The following is a 17,461-nucleotide window of genomic DNA, read 5'->3' as shown; positions in this document are numbered from 1 at the left end:
ACCTTATCACTCCTTTAAGACAGCTTGAATATAAATACTTGGATCCGATAGCGTCTCAGCTGCCTGATAAATATACGGTAAAATGGCTTCTGAACCAAGACCGTATAGTGCAGATAGGATAACTAGAATAACTGGAGAGATAAGCAGCCACTTCACGGGTGCTTTTTCCTTCACGTCATAGGAACGATCCTCACCCCAAAATCCGTTAATGAATATTTTCATAATGGAGAATAAAACAAGCAAGCTGGACATTAGAACAATTGCAGCTCCGACATAGCTTTCTCCTTCAAATCCACCTTTGACAATCAGCACTTTTCCGATAAAGCCGCTTAAAGGAGGGATTCCCGCTAAAGCCATCGCGGCGATAAAGAAAGTCCATGCCAGCCCTGGATAATGCTTGATTAAACCGCTGATCTTTTTCAAATTGCTTGTTCCCGTAACGGCAATCACAATACCGACAAGCAGGAACAAGGCTGCTTTAATAATCATGTCATGTAATAGATAGTAAACAGATCCAGCTAAAGAATCAGGAGTCATGACAGATATACCGTAAAGGATGACGCCGACAGCGACGATGATATTGTAAATAACGATGTTTTTAATATCCCAGTATGCAATCGCACCAATTACCCCAACGATGATAGAGAGAATAGCCAAAATACCGAGAAGCTGATGGGTAAAACCTGCATCATGATAAAAGAACAATGTATAGGTCCTTGTGATTGAATACACACCAACTTTTGTTAACAATGCACCGAACAGTGCCAGCACTGGAATAGGCGGCGCATAGTAAGAGCCGGGCATCCAAAAGTATAGCGGGAAAATAGCGCCTTTCAGGCCGTATACAACCAAGAATAAAACTGCAATAACCGTTATGATAACGGGTTGTCCTACTTCAGCAATGCGAAGGGACACATGCGCCATATTCAGGGTACCGACAACCGAGTACAAATAGGCAACGGCAATAACAAAAAGCGCAGACGAGATCACATTCACGAGCAAGTACTTAATGGATTCTCTTAACTGAATTTTCGTTCCCCCTAAAACAAGCAGTACATAAGATGACATCAACATAACTTCGAAGAACACGAACAAGTTAAAGATATCACCTGTTGTGAACGCACCGTTGACCCCAACTAATAAAAAGTTAAATACAGCGTAATAGTAGAATTTTTCTCGTTCTTCTCCAATTGATTTAAAGGAGTAGATTAAAATCACAAATCCGATAATGCTTGTAGTCAAGACAAGCAAGGATGAAAACATATCTGATACGAGAGTAATCCCAAAAGGAGCATCCCAGCTGCTGATATTAAGGGATTGAATGCCTTCTGAACGAACCTTCTGAACAATTAAGAAGGAGACAATTATAGTTGCAATCGATGAAAGGGTGGCAATCCAGCGCTGAGCCATTACACGCTTGCTAAAAAATATTAAGATTGCCCCAGTTAATAATGGGATTAAGATCGGTAAAACAATTAAATTATTCATTACCTTCTGTTCCTCTCATTTTTTCCAAATTATCCGTCCCAAGTTCTTGATAGGCTCTGTAAGCTAATACAAGGAAAAATGCTGTTACCCCAAAGCTAATTACGATTGCAGTTAAAATTAGCGCTTGTGGCAATGGATCTGTATAAGCTTCAGCATTTTCTCCTAAAAGAGGCGCAGCCCCTCTTTTTAATCCACCCATTGTTAATAGCAGGAGATGTGCGCCGTGACTCAAAATCCCAGTCCCGACAATAATACGCAGCAAACTTTTAGACAGCATTAGATAAGTAGCAGTCATAAATAGAATACCAACAACAAAAGCCATTAATATTTCCATTATTCATCCTCCCCTATTGTTTGAATAATGGTCATCGTGACACCGACAACAACAAAATAAACACCTAAATCAAATAGTGTAGCAGTATGAAGAGAAATATCCCCTAAGACAGGAATCACCACATGTCCGAAGGCGTGCGTTAAAAAAGGAACATTAAAGAGCAGTGCGCCTGCACTAGTTCCAATCGCGAATATCAATCCAACAGCCGTTAAAATTCGATAATTTACAGGCAGAATTTTAGCAACTGTTTTAATATCATAAGCGATCAATAATAGTACAATCGCTCCAGCGGTCATTAGTCCGCCGATAAAGCCGCCGCCGGGATAATAGTGACCTGCAGTAAAGATATAAACTGAATACAACACGATGAAGAAAAGAAGAATCTTTATAGATGTTTGCAGGATCACGTTATTAGTTGTTCTCATCCTTCTTTCCTCCTTGTGCTTCGTAATTTAATCATGCCGTAAATTCCAAGTGATGCGATTGCTAAAACCGTAATCTCAAATAATGTATCAAATCCACGGAAATCGACTAGAATTACGTTTACCATGTTTTTACCAGCTGCTTCTGTATACGTATTTTCAACATAGTATTTAGAAATTGAATCAAACAACTTATTGCTGTGTGCTGAAAGGGCAATAAGGGTAACGATTGCACCTACTCCAACCGAAATAACAGCATTTGTAAGCTTGAAGCTCATACCTGCTTCTTCTTTTTTAAGCTCTGGTAAGTGATAGAAACATACTAAGAATAATGCTACCGAAATGGTTTCAATCGTAAGCTGTGTTAGTGCTAAATCCGGCGCTCTGAAAATGGCATAAAATAGCGATACCATGTACCCGACGGCCCCGAGAATAATGATGGACGCTAACCGTGACTTAGAAAATAGAATACTAACAGTTCCGATGACAATAAAAATCGCCAGCAATAATTCGTAAATGCCTATCGATGCTACATTACTGGTATCCATTTTAAAGGCACCTTTTGCAAATAAAGAAGTACCTAATATCAAAATAAAGAAACCAAAAATGTACACAAGATACGAACGGATCGAACCATTCATGTAGCTGCTCGTTAAACGATAGGACCCTGATTGCATACCTGCTAAAATTCCATCATAGGCCTTATTTAGTGCAAGCTTTTCAGGGAATAGGCCATAAACCTTCTTCCATTTGTCTTTGGTCAAATATAGGAGTACTCCGAGTACAATGACTCCGAAGGTCATGAATAATTCAATCGTGAATCCATGCCAAAAATAAATGTGAACAATGAACTCTTTCCCGGTTTCCAGCAGACTTGGCAGAATAGAAGCCATCGCTGGGGCAATGATACTTTGAGATAATAAATTTGGGAAAAAGAAGATAATTAGCACAAGCGATGCCAAGATAATCGGTGAAATTAACATACCAAATGGTGCTTCGTGCGGCTTCTTGTCCAATTTTTCTGGCTGGTATTTGCCTGTAAATGTTTTGAATACAAGGATCATGCTGTAAATGAACGTAAAGATACTAGCGATCCAAGCTAGGACAGGGAATAGTATTCCAAATGTATCAAGGCTGAATATATCAAGCTCAAGAACACGAACCATCGCTGTAAAGAACATTTCTTTACTTAGGAAACCATTAAATGGCGGTAAGCCGGCCATTGAAAAGGCTCCAATAATCGACAAGGTAAACGTAATCGGCATGAAATTCATTAATCCTCCGAGTTTACGAATATCCCTCGTTCCAGTTTCATGATCGACAATTCCGACAACCATGAACAAACTACCTTTAAAGGTTGCATGATTAATAAGGTGAAAAATCGCTGCTGTTGTAGCGACTGTAAAAATATTATCATCTAGTGTTTCATAGTGTAGAGCGGCAGCTCCAATTCCAAGCATAGACATAATCATCCCGAGCTGACTGACCGTTGAAAAAGCAAGTATCGCTTTTAAATCGGTTTGTTTGACGGCAGAGAAAGATCCCCAGAATAAGGTGACAATTCCGAATCCGGCAATTAACCATAGCCATACTGGTGATTCGCCGAAGACCGGTGTTAATCGTGCTACTAAATAAATACCTGCTTTAACCATCGTGGCGGAGTGCAAGTAGGCACTGACTGGTGTTGGCGCTTCCATCGCATCTGGAAGCCAGATGTGAAATGGAAACTGTGCTGACTTTGTAAATGCACCTAATAAAATACAGAGAAGTGCAGGAACAAATAACGGGTGATTAAATATATCTCCTGATTGACTGACAATCTCCGTGATGCTGAACGATCCAGTCATGTTGTATAAAAGAATAATCCCTCCGAGCATGGCAAGTCCGCCAAAGACGGTAATCATCATCGACTTTTGTGCACCATAACGTGATTTTTCGCGGTGGTACCAATATCCGATTAAGAGGAAAGAGGAGAAACTCGTTAGCTCCCAAAATCCATACATCACGATTAAGTTGTCTGAAAGAACAACCCCGAGCATGGCACCCATAAACATTAATAAATAGACATAAAAGTTACCTAGCTTCTCTTTTTCCTTCCCTAAATAATAAATTGAATAGAGAACGACTAAAGATCCTATTCCCGTAATTAACAATGCAAAGAGAAGACCAAGTCCATCTACTTTTGCAGTAAAGTTAATTCCTAGTGACGGAATCCAGTTTAATGTTTCTGCAACAGTTTGTTGATTGGTTGTTGCAGATAAGTAGGTAAGGAGATAGGAAAATAAGAGTATTGGCAGAGGTAATACAAACCATCCAGTATGTATATTGCGAAAAGCTTTATACAACATCGGAATAAAAATTGCCAATAATAGTGGTGAAATTATTGCTAAATGCAGTAGTGACAAACCGAAACCTCCTTTTATAAAAAGACAATTTTCTACAATGGTCAACACCATTATCATTCATGGAAAAAATTCATTTTATACTCGACATTCCCTAAATGCTTCCAATATAACGAATTGCCAGCTCGATTGTAGTTCTCTAGTTACTGCCCATAAAACGAAATCATTCCGTTCAGTTGACCGCCATAAAAAAATTATAACCTAAAATAAATGTTCGTGCATGTTTCAGATTCCTATAACCAAAGGACTTTTCTAGATTTATTAAATAGGTAGAAACACGTATTTTTTGTTAAAAAACTTTTTAAAAATTTTGTTGAATAAAAGAGTATTTTTCAATCCACACTATCTAATAGACGGAGGTGTGCAGATTGAAATTGAAAGTAATTGCATCTCTATCCATATTTATCCTTTTATTTTCACTGGCTTGGGTGATCAATAATAAAGACAACAGGGAATTTTATGACCCAATGGCTGTTGCGGAAGAAGAAGAAATAGTTGAGATTGTTCCCATAAATTATCAAGTCGGAAATACTGGGAAAAAGCGGTATGAGATCTTTAAGTCACGAGAGTATGTGAGAATCGAAGGGCTTTAATAAAGGAGAGGGTGGCTTTTGCGTCACCCTCATTTTTCAATTAGACAAACCTACGCGTAACCGGAGATTATCTTGAAAGTGAGCCATACTGTGTGTATATTCCAAAGGCATAGCGAAAATAAGGCAGGACCCCTTCATATTGATGGTGAGGGGGTTCTTTTATTAGCTTTTAGAGGTAGTTTTCCGACTTGGACTGAAACCCCTCTGATAATGGGGCAATTTGTGTTGCGATCACTCCGATATACTGCTTCTTCATGCTGCATTTAAAACTGTGAATAAAAGTCAGGGTAATGTGAATATCATGAAGGTGAAGGTGATAAAATCCCTAATTTTTTACGTTGAACTGAAAGGGACAGTTGACTGCGAAAATTAGCATTATTTTACAGAAAAATAAAAAAATTTCTCGCTATTTCATGGTATAATAGGAGGTAAACAATCTAGCTAGTGTAACCCTTTTTTAGGATTTCGTGATCCATAAGTCTATGAAACTATTCATTCGGAAAGGAGGCAGGTGAAGGGATGAAGGAGGACCATCAATACTTATTTATTGATTTCGAGTTTACTATGCCAGAAAAAAGCGGGAAATTTAAAGGATTTTATCCAGAAATCATTGAAGTTGGAATTGTTGCGGTTCGAAATGAGGAGATTTATGAAAAATATTCTTCTTATGTGCTGCCATTAAGATTCCCTGAATTATCGAACAGGTGCAAATCATTTCTGAATATCTCACAGGAACAGGTGAATTCCGGGATTCGTTTTGTTGATCTAGTGACAAAGTTTGAGGAAATTAGTGCAGATGTCAAAAAGAATACGGTTGTAACGTGGGGGAACATGGATATGAAGGTGCTTCGAAACAACTGTCAAAAGGGCGGTGTACCTTTTCCGCTAAAGGCACACGAAGTTGATTTATCCATGGAATATAAGCGGTTTTTTGGTGATCAAAATCAGACAGGGTTATGGAAAGCGGTTCAAGAATATGGCAAGGAAGGCACAGGAAAACATCATCGTGCCTTAGATGATGCGCTGACAACCTATAATATCTTTAAATTAGTTGAGAAAGACAAGCGTTACTTACAAAAGCATGAGCCGACTACGATCGGGGATCGAATCGATCTATCCAAGCTCATGAATATTCTTGCATAATAAGCCAAATCTTTATAAATTGATTTGGCTTATTATATAATGGAGTCAACTTTTATTTGAAATACTCCTTTTCGAGAGTCTCGATATTCCTTATACTTTGCAAAGCCCATGCTGAAGAATCTTCCTTTAATTCTCCTTTAAGCTTTTCTACAGCGTCTTTAAGTGACTGCCCATAATCAGGGATTTCCCCATCATAAGGTTTTACCATCTTCAGCGGTACATTCGTCTGTTCTCTGAATGCAAGTGCTTTTCTTTCATGAAAAAATGGAACGTCCGCATCCTTTGGATTATGTAAGTCACCCTGCATCGGGTGTTTTAACACGGCTAATACTCGAACCAAATAGTGCTGCGGCCGTATATCTGTTATTTCCCCAATATATTTCCCTGTTTTATTAATGGCTGTCACAGTATCGCCAATTTTAAGTTCTTCCATTGTACGAACTCCTTTCCAAACACTAAAAGAATGATTTATGATAATTATGACCTAAAACAACATATAATCAAAGTTTTTTGGAGGGACATGCCGTGAAAAAACAACATATTGCCAATGTTGAGCTAGGGAAGCTCGACAAACCTGTTGAGGACGTGTTAATTAAAAAAATAACCATTGTGAAATAAGTGGAAAAGATGGTTAGGTTCGAAAGTTGTTGATATAATGGTATTTTGACAACTGCCTGTCTTGGCAGAAAGGAAGAATATGATGTTTCAATGGACGATTCTCTCATTATTTTTGTATTTTCCTGAAGACAAAACAGAATATATACCAGCAGCATTTTCGTTTGCGGTCTTTCTTATTTTATGCATCTTTACTTTTAGATTCATTGTGAAAAAATCGCGCAAAGACGCGGAAAAAGCGAAAGAACTAGAAGACAGGATTTTAAACGGTGAAAAGAACGTGGATCAATAAAAATGAAGGCCGCCTGAACCGGTAGCGGATCAGGCGGCTATTTTTATATCGAATTTGTTATTTATTCTCGTTCATCGGAATTTATTCGCGGAACCGACGCGTTTATTCTCGTTCAGCTCATTATATTCGCGAAACTTCCACATTTATTCTCGTTTAATCAATTTTATTAGCGAAACTTAAAAAACGAGTGTCAATCAAAAGCTTTCTTCAATCGTTCTAATCCATCCATCAGAACATCGCGTGCACATGCGATATTCATTCTAACAAATCCTTCGCCGCCCTGACCGTATTTTGGACCTGGCTCTAAGCCGATTTTACCCTTTTTAAGTAGCGCTTCTTTAATTTCTGCATCAGACAAGCCCGATTTCCGGCAGTCGATCCACAGCAGGTACGTTCCATCTGGTCTCATTACAGACAGATTCGGGATTTGTTCCTCAATAAACTTGATTGAAAGCTCAACGTTTTCAGTTAGATAAACTAGTAATTCCTCAAGCCATTCTTCGCCATGTCGATAGGCAGCTTCAAGTCCGATGACTCCAAATGTATTTAACGCGTGAAAGCCCTGCTTTCCTTGTACTTTTTGGAAAGCAACACGCAGCTTCTCATTAGGAACGATTACTGCTGACGCTTGCAGACCGGCAATGTTAAAGGTTTTGCTTGGTGCAATGCAAGTTACGATATAGTCTTCATACTTTTTATCCAATTTGACCATTGGAACATGCACATTTGGTGAGTAAATTAAATCCGAATGAATTTCATCAGATAGGATTAAGCAGTCATATTTAATACAAAGGTCGGCCATCTTTCGCAGTTCCTCTTCCGTCCAAACCCGGCCTCCAGGATTATGGGGGTTACATAAAATAAAAAGCTTGACCCCTTCCTTTAACTTTTCCTCAAAATCCGCAAAATCAATTTCAAAGCGATTGTTTTTCAAAAGTAAAGGAGAGTTGACGACAACCCGGTCATTGTTTTTAACCATATTAAAGAACGGTGGATAGACTGGAGATTGCATCAAGACTTTATCCCCTGGTTCTGTCAATGCGTTTACAGCAATGCCAATTGAAGGTACCACACCGGGACTGTAGATGACAGATGATGAATCAACTTCCCAGTCGTGGCGCTTTTTCAACCATGATTGGACAGCTTCTGTTGCAGAGGGTGGTGTGAAGGTGTAGCCATAGATTCCGTGCTCCACTCTGTTCTTCAATGCGTCCGTTACTTCCTTTGGCGGCTGAAAGTCCATATCTGCAACCCACATAGGCAGGATTTCTTCTTCCCCAAAGACTTGCTTTGTCATCTCCCATTTAACTGAAGATGTGTTGTACCGATCGAGCTTTTCGTGAAAATTATATTTTGCCATCTTAACACTCCTCTTGTAAGTATAAACGTCCCTCACTCTATGATAAGATATATGGATAAAAAGATAAAACAATTAGGTGATGAAACATGGAAATGCTTAATACGAATTTAAAGCTTGTTAAGCTTTTAAAGGAATGGGATCCCCTCGGTTATGGGGAAGAAGCATACGATTCAGAAATTGCTGATACCCTTCAAGCTGTACATATGTTGAATGATAGAGATAAGCTCGCCAGAAAAATTCAGGCTATTTATGAATTTTCATTTGAAGAAATCATCCCGCTGGTAAAATGCAAACAAATAAGCGTTGAGATGCTTGCCATTAAGAATGAGGATTCGTGTTCGATATGATTTTTTACCTTTCTAAAAACTTCTTGATATGGCAATAAACTTCCTCCGGCCGTTCTTCAGGAACGAGGTGTCCGGTCTCTTCCAGGACAATCAGCTCGGAATTTTTTAAATCCTTATGCAGTCGTTTCCCAATCCCAAGGGGGACGACTTTATCATGTTCTCCCCAAATTAACAGGCTGGGCGTTTCAATTTTATGCAGCACTTCTTCAGGCAGATCCCCTTCGCGATGTCTAAGCATTCTCGTTAATGCTTTAAAAATATCATCCTCCAAAAAAGGTACTAAATACCCGTTAAACATCTCATCATCAATAAGTGCATGGTTATAGACCACATTCTTCAGGTTCCGCATCACTCCGGATTTCGCCAAATGCCGCTTCACAAAGAAATGAAAAAAGGGAATGTAGCTCGTTAAAATCAGCGATTGTTTCGCACGTGCTAAATACCCTGAGCTTGATAGTAATACAGCTTTATCAACCAGATCCGGCCGTAAATGGGCAATGTTTAAGGAAATTTGCCCGCCCATTGAATGCCCAATTAATCCAATTCCCTTGAGGCCCAGATGTTCGACAAGCTCGATGACCGACTTTGCCATATTTTCATAAGAATACACATATTGTACCGACTTTCCGCTTTTACCAAAGGGAGGTAAATCAACGGAGATGATGCTATAGTCCTCTTTTAAAAATGGGATGAGACGGCGGAAGCTAAAGGTAGACGAAAGAAAACCATGTATTAATAATAAGGTCTTCGCGGAATTCTCTTGTTTTTTAAAATATTCGTAGTAAAGATCATTGCCGTTAATCTCCTTGTGGCCTTTATAAAACTTATACTGCATTTTAATCTTCCCTTCGTATACTCCGGTTACTTATTACCTAACTAGTTAAAAATAATAAAAAAAATATAAAATCAAATATCAACTCTTCGAATATTTTGCTATAATTTAGATATTTTATGACAGTATTATGAGGTGAAGGTTAATGAAGTTATCCGAAAAGGAACTAGAAATCGTTGAGATTCTAGAGAGAGATGCTCGCATTCCCAATGAAGACGTCGCAAAAATGGTCAATTTAAGCCTCGAAGAAACAGAAGCGATGATGAAAAAGTTAGAGGACCAGAAGATTATTGTAAAATATTCTTCGATCGTGGACTGGTCAAAGATTTCCGGCCATGAAGGGGTAACTGCGATGATTGATGTAAAGGTTACACCGAAACGCGGCAAGGGCTTTGATGATGTAGCTGAAAGAATTTATCGATATAAAGAAGTGAAGGCATTGTACTTAATGTCTGGTGCATATGATTTGTCAGTTGTGATTGAAGGAAAGTCGATGAATGAAGTGGCTCAATTCGTATCTGAGAAATTGTCTACACTTGATTCAGTTATTTCAACAACCACTCATTTTATTTTGAAAAAATACAAGCATGACGGCACTATTTTTGAAAAGCTAGATGACGATAAACGAATTGTGGTGTCACCGTAATGAAACAAACAAAATCCTACCTGTCAAAGACAGTTGATGAATTAAGACCATCAGGGATACGCCGCTTTTTTGATTTAGCTGCTGGAATCGAAGGAGTTATTTCTCTCGGCGTGGGGGAACCTGATTTTGTTACATCCTGGTCGGTAAGAGAAGCCGCAATTTTATCACTTGAACAAGGCTACACATCCTATACGGCTAATGCCGGCTTAATGGATCTGAGAGAAGAAATATCGGCTTATATGGAGAAAAATTTTCAAGCTCCGTATTCTGCTAAAAGTGAAATAATTGTCACGGTTGGTGCCAGTCAGGCTTTAGACATTGCTTTAAGAGCCATTTTGGATCCCGGTGATGAGGTAATTGTCGTGGAGCCTTGCTTCGTATCGTATGGACCTCTTGTTACGCTTGCAGGAGGAAAAGGAGTGACGGTGCAGGCGGAAAAGGAAAATGATTTTAAAGTACGGGCAAACGATATTGAAAAAGCGATTACAAACAGAACGAAAGCGATTATGATCTGTTCGCCAAATAATCCAACAGGGTCCATGTTAAATCGCGAGGAGCTAGAAGAAATCGCAAACATCGCGAAAAAGTATGACCTTATCATCTTGTCTGATGAAATTTACGCAGAGCTTTCTTATGATGAGAAATATGTGAGCTTGGCTGCGATTGAAGGGATGAAGGAACGTACGATTTTAATCTCTGGTTTTTCAAAAGGGTTCGCGATGACAGGGTGGCGCTTAGGCTTTGTTTGTGCGCCTGAAGAAATCACACAGGCGATGCTGAAGATTCATCAATATGCCATGATGTGTGCGCCAACGATGGCACAGTATGCTGCCTTAGAAGCTCTGAAGAACGGCAGAGAAGATGTGGAGGAAATGAAGAAAAGCTACCGCCGCCGCCGGAATTATTTTGTTCAGTCATTAAATGAGATTGGACTGGATTGTCATATTCCAGGTGGAGCTTTCTATGCATTTCCATCCATCAAACGAACAGGTTTATCTTCAGAACAATTTGCAGAACGTTTGTTGTTAGAGGAAAAAGTCGCCGTTGTTCCAGGAGACGTATTCGGAGCAAGCGGAGAAGGCCATATACGCTGTTCCTACGCTTCTTCAATGGAACAGCTGCAAGAAGCAGTAAAAAGAATGAAACGCTTTATTGATAAGTTATAGAAGCGCTAAGACTGTCGGGGGAAACTCGGCAGTTTTTTTGTTGGGGGAGTGTGATCACGGAGCTGTCAAAGTGGAAAAGCAAAAGGAAGAGGCAGCCGTGAGAGTCACGGAAGTCCACCGGTACGGCTTTTGGGAACCGAACTAAAATAAACACAAAAAAAGGACAACCATATTGGTCGTCCACTTCAAAAAGGGGGGAATACTAGAAAGCCTTATAGGACTAGCTTTTCCACTTTTACTTTTTTTAAACAATTTTTAACAAAAAAAAGCGAGGATTCCCCGCCATAAAATTAATGCAGCTGCTCGAATGTTGTATCCTCCATTAATGGCATTCTTGTATCAAAGAAGACGGAAGCAGGAGTATCAAGAGCTGTTGAAATTTTTAAAAGTGTATCTGTGTTTGGAACAATTTCTCCAGACTCGTATTTTTGAATTTTTGAAGGGCCAACACGTAATTTTAGTGCAAGTTCTTCCTGGGACATATTTAATCTTTCGCGGCAAAGCTTAATATTATCTCCAATAGAAACCATGGTATCACCACCCCTTCCTGTTATTCTTATTATAGTTTATCACAGGGATGGTGATACTTATGTGTTTTTAAATAAAATTCATTAAATATTCAAATAATTAGATTAAACCAATTGAATTTAAAAAGACGAGAATAATTCCTACAGGTACAAGATAACGAATGGCAAAATACCATAGGTTAAATAATTGCGCTAAACCTTTTGTTCCTTGCTCTAATTCCTGCTTCACCATTTTTCTTGGCATACGGTAACCGACGAATAAGGAAATGAATAATGCTCCAATCGGCAGACTGAGGTTGCTCACAAGAAAGTCCGCAAAATCAAATATGCTTTTTCCAAAGATCGTGATTTCAGATAGTACCCCGAACGACAATGCGCTGGGAATTCCTAAAACGAAAATAATCATCCCAGCAATCCAAGAGGCTTTCTTTCGTTTCTTTCCTTCTTTTTTCACCATCACGGCAACAACAATTTCCAAAATCGAAAAAGCAGAAGTCATGGTCGCAAATAAGAGGAGGATTAAGAAGATCGTTAAAAAGATTCCACCGAAAACCATTTCATTAAATACAGCAGGCAGTACGACGAATACTAGTCCGGGTCCTGCACCAGGTTCAAATCCTAAGGCAAAAACTGCCGGGAAAATGACCAGCCCTGCTAATAGTGAAATCAGGATATTTAAGCCAACAACGGAAAACGCCGATTTGGTAATGTTTTCTTTTTTTGATAAATAAGAGGCATAAGTTACCATTACGGAAATACCAACACTTAATGCGAAAAAGGATTGCCCCATCGCCAGTAAAATCGTTTGAGCTGTAATAGAGCTAAAATCAGGTTTTAATAAAAATTCTACCCCTGCCATGGCCCCATCCAGTGTCAGCGAACGAAAGGCAAGAACGATAAAAAGAATAAATAACGCAGGCATCATGTATTTATTGGCTTTTTCAATGCCTTTTGATACACCGCCCTGTACAACCCAAATCGTTAAGATCATAAAGATGAGCTGGGCAATTACTGATTCAACGGGATTGCCAATTGTTTCATTAAATAAAGCACCATAATCCTCTGACGCTAATCCGGTAAAGGCCCCTGTTACACTTCTCCATAAATACGAGAGGATCCATCCTCCGACAACACCGTAAAACGATAGAAGGATCATCGAGGCGATGACGCCCAGATATCCCAGCATCGGCCAGGCTGAATGCGGTGCAAGTGTTTTATAGGCGCTTACTGCATCCTTCTGTGTGTTCCGGCCGATGATAAATTCAGCCATTAAGATAGGTGTTCCTATAAATAAAGTCATTAAGATAAAAATAAGAAAAAAGATAGCTCCTCCATTTGTTCCAGCCACATAAGGGAATTTCCAAATTGCCCCGAGACCAATGGCGGAACCTGCTGCGGCAAGGATAAAGCCTAGCTTTGATGTCCATTGTTCCTGTGTGTTCATGCTTGTCTCCTCCAAAAAACTCGTATTTTTCCATGTTACTATTATTTCCCCGAAATGTGTAGGGATTTTTCTGAGTAAGCTAACAGTGAAGAATATATAATAGTAATAACTTTTTTGATAAATGCTTTAACTTGTGTTATAATTTTGCATTGCGTATATAGTTAAGCTGTCTTAGTGAAATTTATTGTATTTATAAGTTAAAAGCAGATGTATCGGAACGGGAATAAATATAGTCTGCCCTTCTTTCACTTAGGATTAGTGGTGCTCTTACAAGCAATCATTCAGAGGACACGGTTATGTCTTGTAGAGTGGGGAAAAGTATAAAAAACAAAAAATATTTAGGAGTGTTTATATGTCAGAGAAAATCGAAGTAGGTAGTGTATTAACAGGTAAAGTAACAGGAATTCAGCCATACGGAGCATTCGTAGCATTAGACGAAAATACACAAGGACTTGTGCATATTTCAGAAGTTACACATGGTTTTGTTAAAGATATTAACGAACATCTAAAAGTTGGAGATGAAGTACAAGTTAAGGTGTTATCAATCGACGAAGCAGCTGGAAAAATCGGATTATCAATCCGCGCTACACAAGAAGCTCCAGCAGAAACAGAAGCACCAAAAGCTAAAAAAGCACCTCGCAGACGTCAAGCTGCAGCAGCTTTCAAAACAGATACAGATTCTTCACAAGGCTTCAACACACTTAAAGATAAGCTTCAAGAGTGGATTGAACAATCACAACGCTAATTTTAATAAGTATAAAAAAAGCTTGCTAAGGAATTTTCCTTTGCAAGCTTTTTTTGCTTTGTCAAGTAAATGTAGTGAAGAATTATTGTCTGAATGTAGGCTGAAATGTTACAGAAACAGCCTTTTCCCTTAAAGTATGTGAACATCATCACATGCTTATTTTTATAATTTTTATTAATCATGCATTAACTTTTTAAAACTTCTCTGATTGAGTCCTTTTCATTATGATAAATGCATAGAAACGAGGCACAACATCGTTATCTGAAAGGCGATCGGGAGGTGCAGTACAGTGAAATTTCACTATCTGAAATATTTCATTGACTCGGTAAAATTAAAGCGGTAATACCATTGACAGCCATCAGTATTTGGTAGTTCTAATTTTTTAATTCAAGGTATTATGTGAAGTGTTTCACGTAAAGGAATCGCTTGAACAAAATAAAAAGGAGTGTTAACGATGGCAATGAGCCACTCAGCATTAAAAAGAGCTCATAAGGTAACACCACTCAAGCCGACGAAGGGAGAAAAAGATGTAAAGCTAATCCCACTTTTAATCACGTTGGCAATCGGGGCAATACTTTGGTTCATTCCTACACCAGAGGGACTTGATCCAAAGGCCTGGCACTTATTTGCAATCTTTGTTGCAACCATTGTTGGTTTAATTATTAAACCTTTGCCAATGGGAGGAGTCGCGATTTTGGCAATAACCTCGACCGTTTTGACAGGGACATTAGCGTTGTCAGATGCACTATCGGGATTTCAAAACAGTACGATTTGGTTAATTGTGATCGCATTCTTCATCTCAAGAGGATTTATAAAAACTGGACTAGGAAACAGGGTTGCCTACATGTTTGTTCAAAAGTTCGGTAAGAAAACATTAGGGCTGTCTTATTCACTTTTAATCAGTGATCTAGTTTTAGCTCCTGCGATGCCAAGTAATACTGCACGTGCAGGCGGAATTATATTTCCTATCATTCGATCTTTATCAGATACATTCGGTTCCAAAGTAGAAGATGGCACACAAAAGAAAATGGGTTCATTTTTATCAACGGTAGCATTCCAAGGCGACATGATTACATCCGCAATGTTCATGACAGCGATGGCAGCGAACCCGTTAGCTGCTTCAATTGCAAAGGACGTAATGGGGCAGGAAATAACCTGGACAGGCTGGGCAATTGCTGCAATTGTTCCGGGAATCGTCAGCTTAATTGCGATTCCGCTTATTCTCTATAAATTAAACCCGCCGGAAATTAAGGAAACACCGGCAGCTGCTGAAATTGCAAAAGAAAAGTTAAAAGAAATGGGTCCGTTAAAGAAAGCAGAATGGAACATGATCATGGTATTCGTTCTGATTCTAGGATTATGGATATTTGGCAGTAAGATCGGCATTGATGCGACTACTACAGCATTAATCGGTTTAGCGGTACTGCTTCTGACAGAAGTACTTAAGTGGAGTGATATTAAAAAAGAAGAAGGAGCTTGGGATACATTAGTATGGTTTGCGGCTCTCGTCATGATGGCGACTTATTTAAATAATCTCGGCATGATCCCATGGTTCAGTGACATGATGAAGGGTGCAGTCAGCGAAATGAATTGGATTTGGGCAATTGTCGTTCTAGCATTAGTATACTTCTACTCTCACTATTTCTTTGCAAGTAACACAGCTCATGTTAGTGCAATGTATGCAGCGTTTTTAGCCGTTGCCATTGCGGCAGGTGCACCTGCAATGTTATCAGCGTTACTATTAGCATTTTTCTCAAACTTGTTCTCTTGTACAACACACTATGGATGCGGTCCTGCTCCAGTATTCTTTGGTCCTGGATATACATCACAAAACAAATGGTGGTCCCTTGGTTTTGTTGTATCAATCGCCCATATCCTGATCTGGGGAATTGTCGGCGGAGTATGGTGGAAGATTCTTGGTTTATGGTAAAAAAATCTCTCGGCCTCGAACAATAGTAAACAATTGTTCGAGGTCAGCTAATAGGAGGAAAACCAAAATGAATGTCTCGAAATGCTGTTCTGCTGAGTTAGAAAAAGAGTTTATCGTCGATCTATACCATGGCTGTGATGATGAATATGAATTAAAAGTTCCGGCGTATCGGTGTTCTAAATGTCAAAGTCTAGATATGCTAACTTTTATACCTGAGTCCTATTCCAAACAAACGCCGGTTTATCTGAAAATCAGCTAAAAAGAAATAGATTCCAGCAACGGTTACCAATCAACTAAAGAAAGAAGAGGATTTTAACATGAAGGAAATTACAGTAGATGTTATTTCAGCAGCGGTAAAAGAATTATGTATTGATGCGGCATGCAATCTTCCAGAGGATGTAGAAAAACTGCTCCGTGAAGCAGTACATAAAGAAGAATCAAAGTTTGGGAAGTACAGTCTTGAAAAAATTGTGAAAAACGTTGAATTAGCCCGTGCTGAGCATGCGCCAATGTGCCAGGATACAGGAATGGTCGTTGTCTTTGTTGAAGTGGGGCAGGAAGTGCATATTACGGGCGGTACATTACAGGACGCGATTAATGAAGGTGTTCGCCAAGGATATATTGATGGTTATTTACGAAAGTCCGTTGTAGGTGATCCTGTTCTTAATCGAAAAAATACAGGAGACAACACACCAGCAGTGATTTATACGGAGCTTGTACCGGGAGATGAACTTAAGATTCAGGTTCTTCCAAAGGGTGCAGGAAGCGAAAATATGGGCTCTCTTAAAATGCTAAAACCAGCTGAGGGATTAGAGGGTGTGAAGAAATTTATTATCCAGGCTGTAACGGAAGCAGGCGGAAACCCTTGTCCGCCAGTCATAGTCGGGGTAGGGGTTGGTGGAACAATGGACAAAAGCACGCTGTTAGCGAAGAAGGCGCTGTCCCGTGAAGCGGGTGCACCACATCCAGATCCTGCTTATCGCGCACTGGAAGAAGAATTGCTTGAAGAAATCAATAAGCTTGGGATCGGACCACAAGGCTTTGGCGGGAAGGTAACGGCACTCGCTGTTCATATCGAGACTTATCCTACCCATATCGCAACGATGCCAGTTGCTGTTTGTTTGAACTGCCACGCTGCTCGCCACAAGGAAGTTATTTTATAAAGGGAGAGAAAC

At 39.4% G+C, this 17,461-nt stretch carries 19 protein-coding genes; 10 read left to right on the top strand and 9 right to left on the bottom strand.

Going from position 1 to position 17,461, the window contains the following annotated elements:
* Nucleotides 1-6: 6 nt before the first annotated feature.
* The 4 genes from CZ487_RS22305 to CZ487_RS22290 are packed head-to-tail and all read right to left on the bottom strand — an operon-like array spanning nt 7 to nt 4,649.
* Nucleotides 7-1,488, bottom strand: coding sequence for a Na+/H+ antiporter subunit D (locus tag CZ487_RS22305; protein WP_077214450.1), 1,482 nt, complete (start codon nt 1,486-1,488; stop codon nt 7-9).
* Complete coding sequence (locus CZ487_RS22300; RefSeq protein WP_077214449.1) at nt 1,481-1,822, bottom strand: Na(+)/H(+) antiporter subunit C; 342 nt, start codon at nt 1,820-1,822, stop codon at nt 1,481-1,483. The genes CZ487_RS22305 and CZ487_RS22300 overlap by 8 nt, the downstream gene beginning before the upstream one ends.
* Entirely contained in the window at nt 1,822-2,247 is a 426-nt protein-coding gene (locus CZ487_RS22295) for a Na(+)/H(+) antiporter subunit B (RefSeq protein ID WP_077214448.1), read from the bottom strand. The genes CZ487_RS22300 and CZ487_RS22295 overlap by 1 nt, the downstream gene beginning before the upstream one ends.
* The gene (locus tag CZ487_RS22290) at nt 2,244-4,649 is read right to left on the bottom strand and encodes a Na+/H+ antiporter subunit A (protein WP_077214447.1); all 2,406 of its coding nucleotides are present in this window, start codon (nt 4,647-4,649) and stop codon (nt 2,244-2,246) included. The genes CZ487_RS22295 and CZ487_RS22290 overlap by 4 nt, the downstream gene beginning before the upstream one ends.
* 365 nt (nt 4,650-5,014) lie before the next feature.
* Between CZ487_RS22290 and CZ487_RS22285 the strand changes: the two genes are divergently transcribed.
* Together CZ487_RS22285 and kapD are read left to right on the top strand one after the other, a co-directional pair.
* Nucleotides 5,015-5,239, top strand: a complete 225-nt coding sequence (locus tag CZ487_RS22285) for a hypothetical protein (RefSeq protein ID WP_077214446.1) — start codon at nt 5,015-5,017, stop codon at nt 5,237-5,239.
* A gap of 519 nt (nt 5,240-5,758) precedes the next feature.
* The gene (gene kapD / locus CZ487_RS22280) at nt 5,759-6,382 is read left to right on the top strand and encodes a 3'-5' exonuclease KapD (protein WP_077214445.1); all 624 of its coding nucleotides are present in this window, start codon (nt 5,759-5,761) and stop codon (nt 6,380-6,382) included.
* Between the two features lie 52 nt (nt 6,383-6,434).
* On the opposite strand, the gene kapB is transcribed toward kapD, so the two are convergent.
* On the bottom strand, nt 6,435-6,815 hold the full coding sequence (gene kapB, locus CZ487_RS22275; RefSeq protein ID WP_077214444.1) for a kinase-associated lipoprotein KapB: 381 nt from the start codon (nt 6,813-6,815) through the stop codon (nt 6,435-6,437).
* A gap of 267 nt (nt 6,816-7,082) precedes the next feature.
* Between kapB and CZ487_RS22270 the strand changes: the two genes are divergently transcribed.
* The gene (locus CZ487_RS22270) at nt 7,083-7,289 is read left to right on the top strand and encodes a hypothetical protein (protein ID WP_077214443.1); all 207 of its coding nucleotides are present in this window, start codon (nt 7,083-7,085) and stop codon (nt 7,287-7,289) included.
* 190 nt (nt 7,290-7,479) lie between these two features.
* Here CZ487_RS22270 and CZ487_RS22265 read toward each other — a convergent pair whose 3' ends face one another.
* Complete coding sequence (locus tag CZ487_RS22265) at nt 7,480-8,649, bottom strand: MalY/PatB family protein (RefSeq protein WP_077214442.1); 1,170 nt, start codon at nt 8,647-8,649, stop codon at nt 7,480-7,482.
* Nucleotides 8,650-8,735: 86 nt separating this feature from the next.
* On the opposite strand from CZ487_RS22265, the gene CZ487_RS22260 reads away from it, so the two are divergent.
* Nucleotides 8,736-8,996 carry a DUF1871 family protein gene (locus CZ487_RS22260; RefSeq protein ID WP_077214441.1) on the top strand — a complete coding sequence of 87 codons (261 nt, stop codon included), beginning with the start codon at nt 8,736-8,738 and terminating at the stop codon, nt 8,994-8,996.
* Between the two features lie 4 nt (nt 8,997-9,000).
* Here CZ487_RS22260 and CZ487_RS22255 read toward each other — a convergent pair whose 3' ends face one another.
* Complete coding sequence (locus tag CZ487_RS22255) at nt 9,001-9,831, bottom strand: alpha/beta fold hydrolase (RefSeq protein ID WP_077214440.1); 831 nt, start codon at nt 9,829-9,831, stop codon at nt 9,001-9,003.
* Between the two features lie 142 nt (nt 9,832-9,973).
* On the opposite strand from CZ487_RS22255, the gene CZ487_RS22250 reads away from it, so the two are divergent.
* Together CZ487_RS22250 and CZ487_RS22245 are read left to right on the top strand one after the other, a co-directional pair.
* Nucleotides 9,974-10,474 (top strand): Lrp/AsnC family transcriptional regulator, encoded by a 501-nt coding sequence (locus tag CZ487_RS22250; RefSeq protein ID WP_077214439.1) that lies wholly within the window; start codon nt 9,974-9,976, stop codon nt 10,472-10,474.
* The gene (locus CZ487_RS22245; protein ID WP_077214438.1) at nt 10,474-11,640 is read left to right on the top strand and encodes an aminotransferase; all 1,167 of its coding nucleotides are present in this window, start codon (nt 10,474-10,476) and stop codon (nt 11,638-11,640) included. Before CZ487_RS22250 ends, CZ487_RS22245 begins: the two co-directional genes overlap by 1 nt.
* A 290-nt stretch (nt 11,641-11,930) precedes the next feature.
* Here CZ487_RS22245 and CZ487_RS22240 read toward each other — a convergent pair whose 3' ends face one another.
* The gene (locus CZ487_RS22240; protein ID WP_077214437.1) at nt 11,931-12,170 is read right to left on the bottom strand and encodes a helix-turn-helix domain-containing protein; all 240 of its coding nucleotides are present in this window, start codon (nt 12,168-12,170) and stop codon (nt 11,931-11,933) included.
* Between the two features lie 97 nt (nt 12,171-12,267).
* Complete coding sequence (locus tag CZ487_RS22235) at nt 12,268-13,611, bottom strand: sodium-dependent transporter (RefSeq protein ID WP_077214436.1); 1,344 nt, start codon at nt 13,609-13,611, stop codon at nt 12,268-12,270.
* Between the two features lie 352 nt (nt 13,612-13,963).
* Here CZ487_RS22235 and yugI point away from each other — a divergent pair, with 352 nt between their 5' ends.
* The 4 genes from yugI to CZ487_RS22210 all read left to right on the top strand — a co-directional run bounded on the left by yugI (nt 13,964) and on the right by CZ487_RS22210 (nt 17,449).
* Nucleotides 13,964-14,356 carry a S1 domain-containing post-transcriptional regulator GSP13 gene (gene yugI / locus CZ487_RS22230; RefSeq protein WP_077214435.1) on the top strand — a complete coding sequence of 131 codons (393 nt, stop codon included), beginning with the start codon at nt 13,964-13,966 and terminating at the stop codon, nt 14,354-14,356.
* Between the two features lie 454 nt (nt 14,357-14,810).
* On the top strand, nt 14,811-16,286 hold the full coding sequence (locus CZ487_RS22220; protein WP_084783350.1) for an anion permease: 1,476 nt from the start codon (nt 14,811-14,813) through the stop codon (nt 16,284-16,286).
* A 67-nt stretch (nt 16,287-16,353) separates the two neighbouring features.
* Nucleotides 16,354-16,545, top strand: a complete 192-nt coding sequence (locus CZ487_RS22215) for a hypothetical protein (RefSeq protein WP_077214433.1) — start codon at nt 16,354-16,356, stop codon at nt 16,543-16,545.
* Between the two features lie 58 nt (nt 16,546-16,603).
* Complete coding sequence (locus CZ487_RS22210; protein ID WP_077214432.1) at nt 16,604-17,449, top strand: fumarate hydratase; 846 nt, start codon at nt 16,604-16,606, stop codon at nt 17,447-17,449.
* Nucleotides 17,450-17,461 lie beyond the last annotated feature (12 nt).

Source organism: Robertmurraya dakarensis (genome assembly GCF_900156875.1).
In the GTDB taxonomy this organism is placed as follows: Bacteria; Bacillota; Bacilli; order Bacillales; family Cytobacillaceae; genus Robertmurraya; species Robertmurraya dakarensis.
Note: the sequence above shows the minus strand (reverse complement) of the source record. Positions and strands in the feature narration are given on the sequence as shown.

What these genes read in the sequence shown, in the direction of transcription:
- CZ487_RS22305 (WP_077214450.1), bottom strand. Translation starts at nt 1,488, where the DNA reads ATGAATAATTTAATTGTTTTACCGATCTTAATCCCATTATTAACTGGG.
- CZ487_RS22300 (WP_077214449.1), bottom strand. Translation starts at nt 1,822, where the DNA reads ATGGAAATATTAATGGCTTTTGTTGTTGGTATTCTATTTATGACTGCT.
- CZ487_RS22295 (WP_077214448.1), bottom strand. Translation starts at nt 2,247, where the DNA reads ATGAGAACAACTAATAACGTGATCCTGCAAACATCTATAAAGATTCTT.
- kapD (WP_077214445.1), top strand. Translation starts at nt 5,759, where the DNA reads ATGAAGGAGGACCATCAATACTTATTTATTGATTTCGAGTTTACTATG.
- kapB (WP_077214444.1), bottom strand. Translation starts at nt 6,815, where the DNA reads ATGGAAGAACTTAAAATTGGCGATACTGTGACAGCCATTAATAAAACA.
- CZ487_RS22270 (WP_077214443.1), top strand. Translation starts at nt 7,083, where the DNA reads ATGTTTCAATGGACGATTCTCTCATTATTTTTGTATTTTCCTGAAGAC.
- CZ487_RS22265 (WP_077214442.1), bottom strand. Translation starts at nt 8,649, where the DNA reads ATGGCAAAATATAATTTTCACGAAAAGCTCGATCGGTACAACACATCT.
- CZ487_RS22260 (WP_077214441.1), top strand. Translation starts at nt 8,736, where the DNA reads ATGGAAATGCTTAATACGAATTTAAAGCTTGTTAAGCTTTTAAAGGAA.
- CZ487_RS22255 (WP_077214440.1), bottom strand. Translation starts at nt 9,831, where the DNA reads ATGCAGTATAAGTTTTATAAAGGCCACAAGGAGATTAACGGCAATGAT.
- CZ487_RS22250 (WP_077214439.1), top strand. Translation starts at nt 9,974, where the DNA reads ATGAAGTTATCCGAAAAGGAACTAGAAATCGTTGAGATTCTAGAGAGA.
- CZ487_RS22245 (WP_077214438.1), top strand. Translation starts at nt 10,474, where the DNA reads ATGAAACAAACAAAATCCTACCTGTCAAAGACAGTTGATGAATTAAGA.
- CZ487_RS22240 (WP_077214437.1), bottom strand. Translation starts at nt 12,170, where the DNA reads ATGGTTTCTATTGGAGATAATATTAAGCTTTGCCGCGAAAGATTAAAT.
- CZ487_RS22235 (WP_077214436.1), bottom strand. Translation starts at nt 13,611, where the DNA reads ATGAACACACAGGAACAATGGACATCAAAGCTAGGCTTTATCCTTGCC.
- yugI (WP_077214435.1), top strand. Translation starts at nt 13,964, where the DNA reads ATGTCAGAGAAAATCGAAGTAGGTAGTGTATTAACAGGTAAAGTAACA.
- CZ487_RS22220 (WP_084783350.1), top strand. Translation starts at nt 14,811, where the DNA reads ATGGCAATGAGCCACTCAGCATTAAAAAGAGCTCATAAGGTAACACCA.
- CZ487_RS22215 (WP_077214433.1), top strand. Translation starts at nt 16,354, where the DNA reads ATGAATGTCTCGAAATGCTGTTCTGCTGAGTTAGAAAAAGAGTTTATC.
- CZ487_RS22210 (WP_077214432.1), top strand. Translation starts at nt 16,604, where the DNA reads ATGAAGGAAATTACAGTAGATGTTATTTCAGCAGCGGTAAAAGAATTA.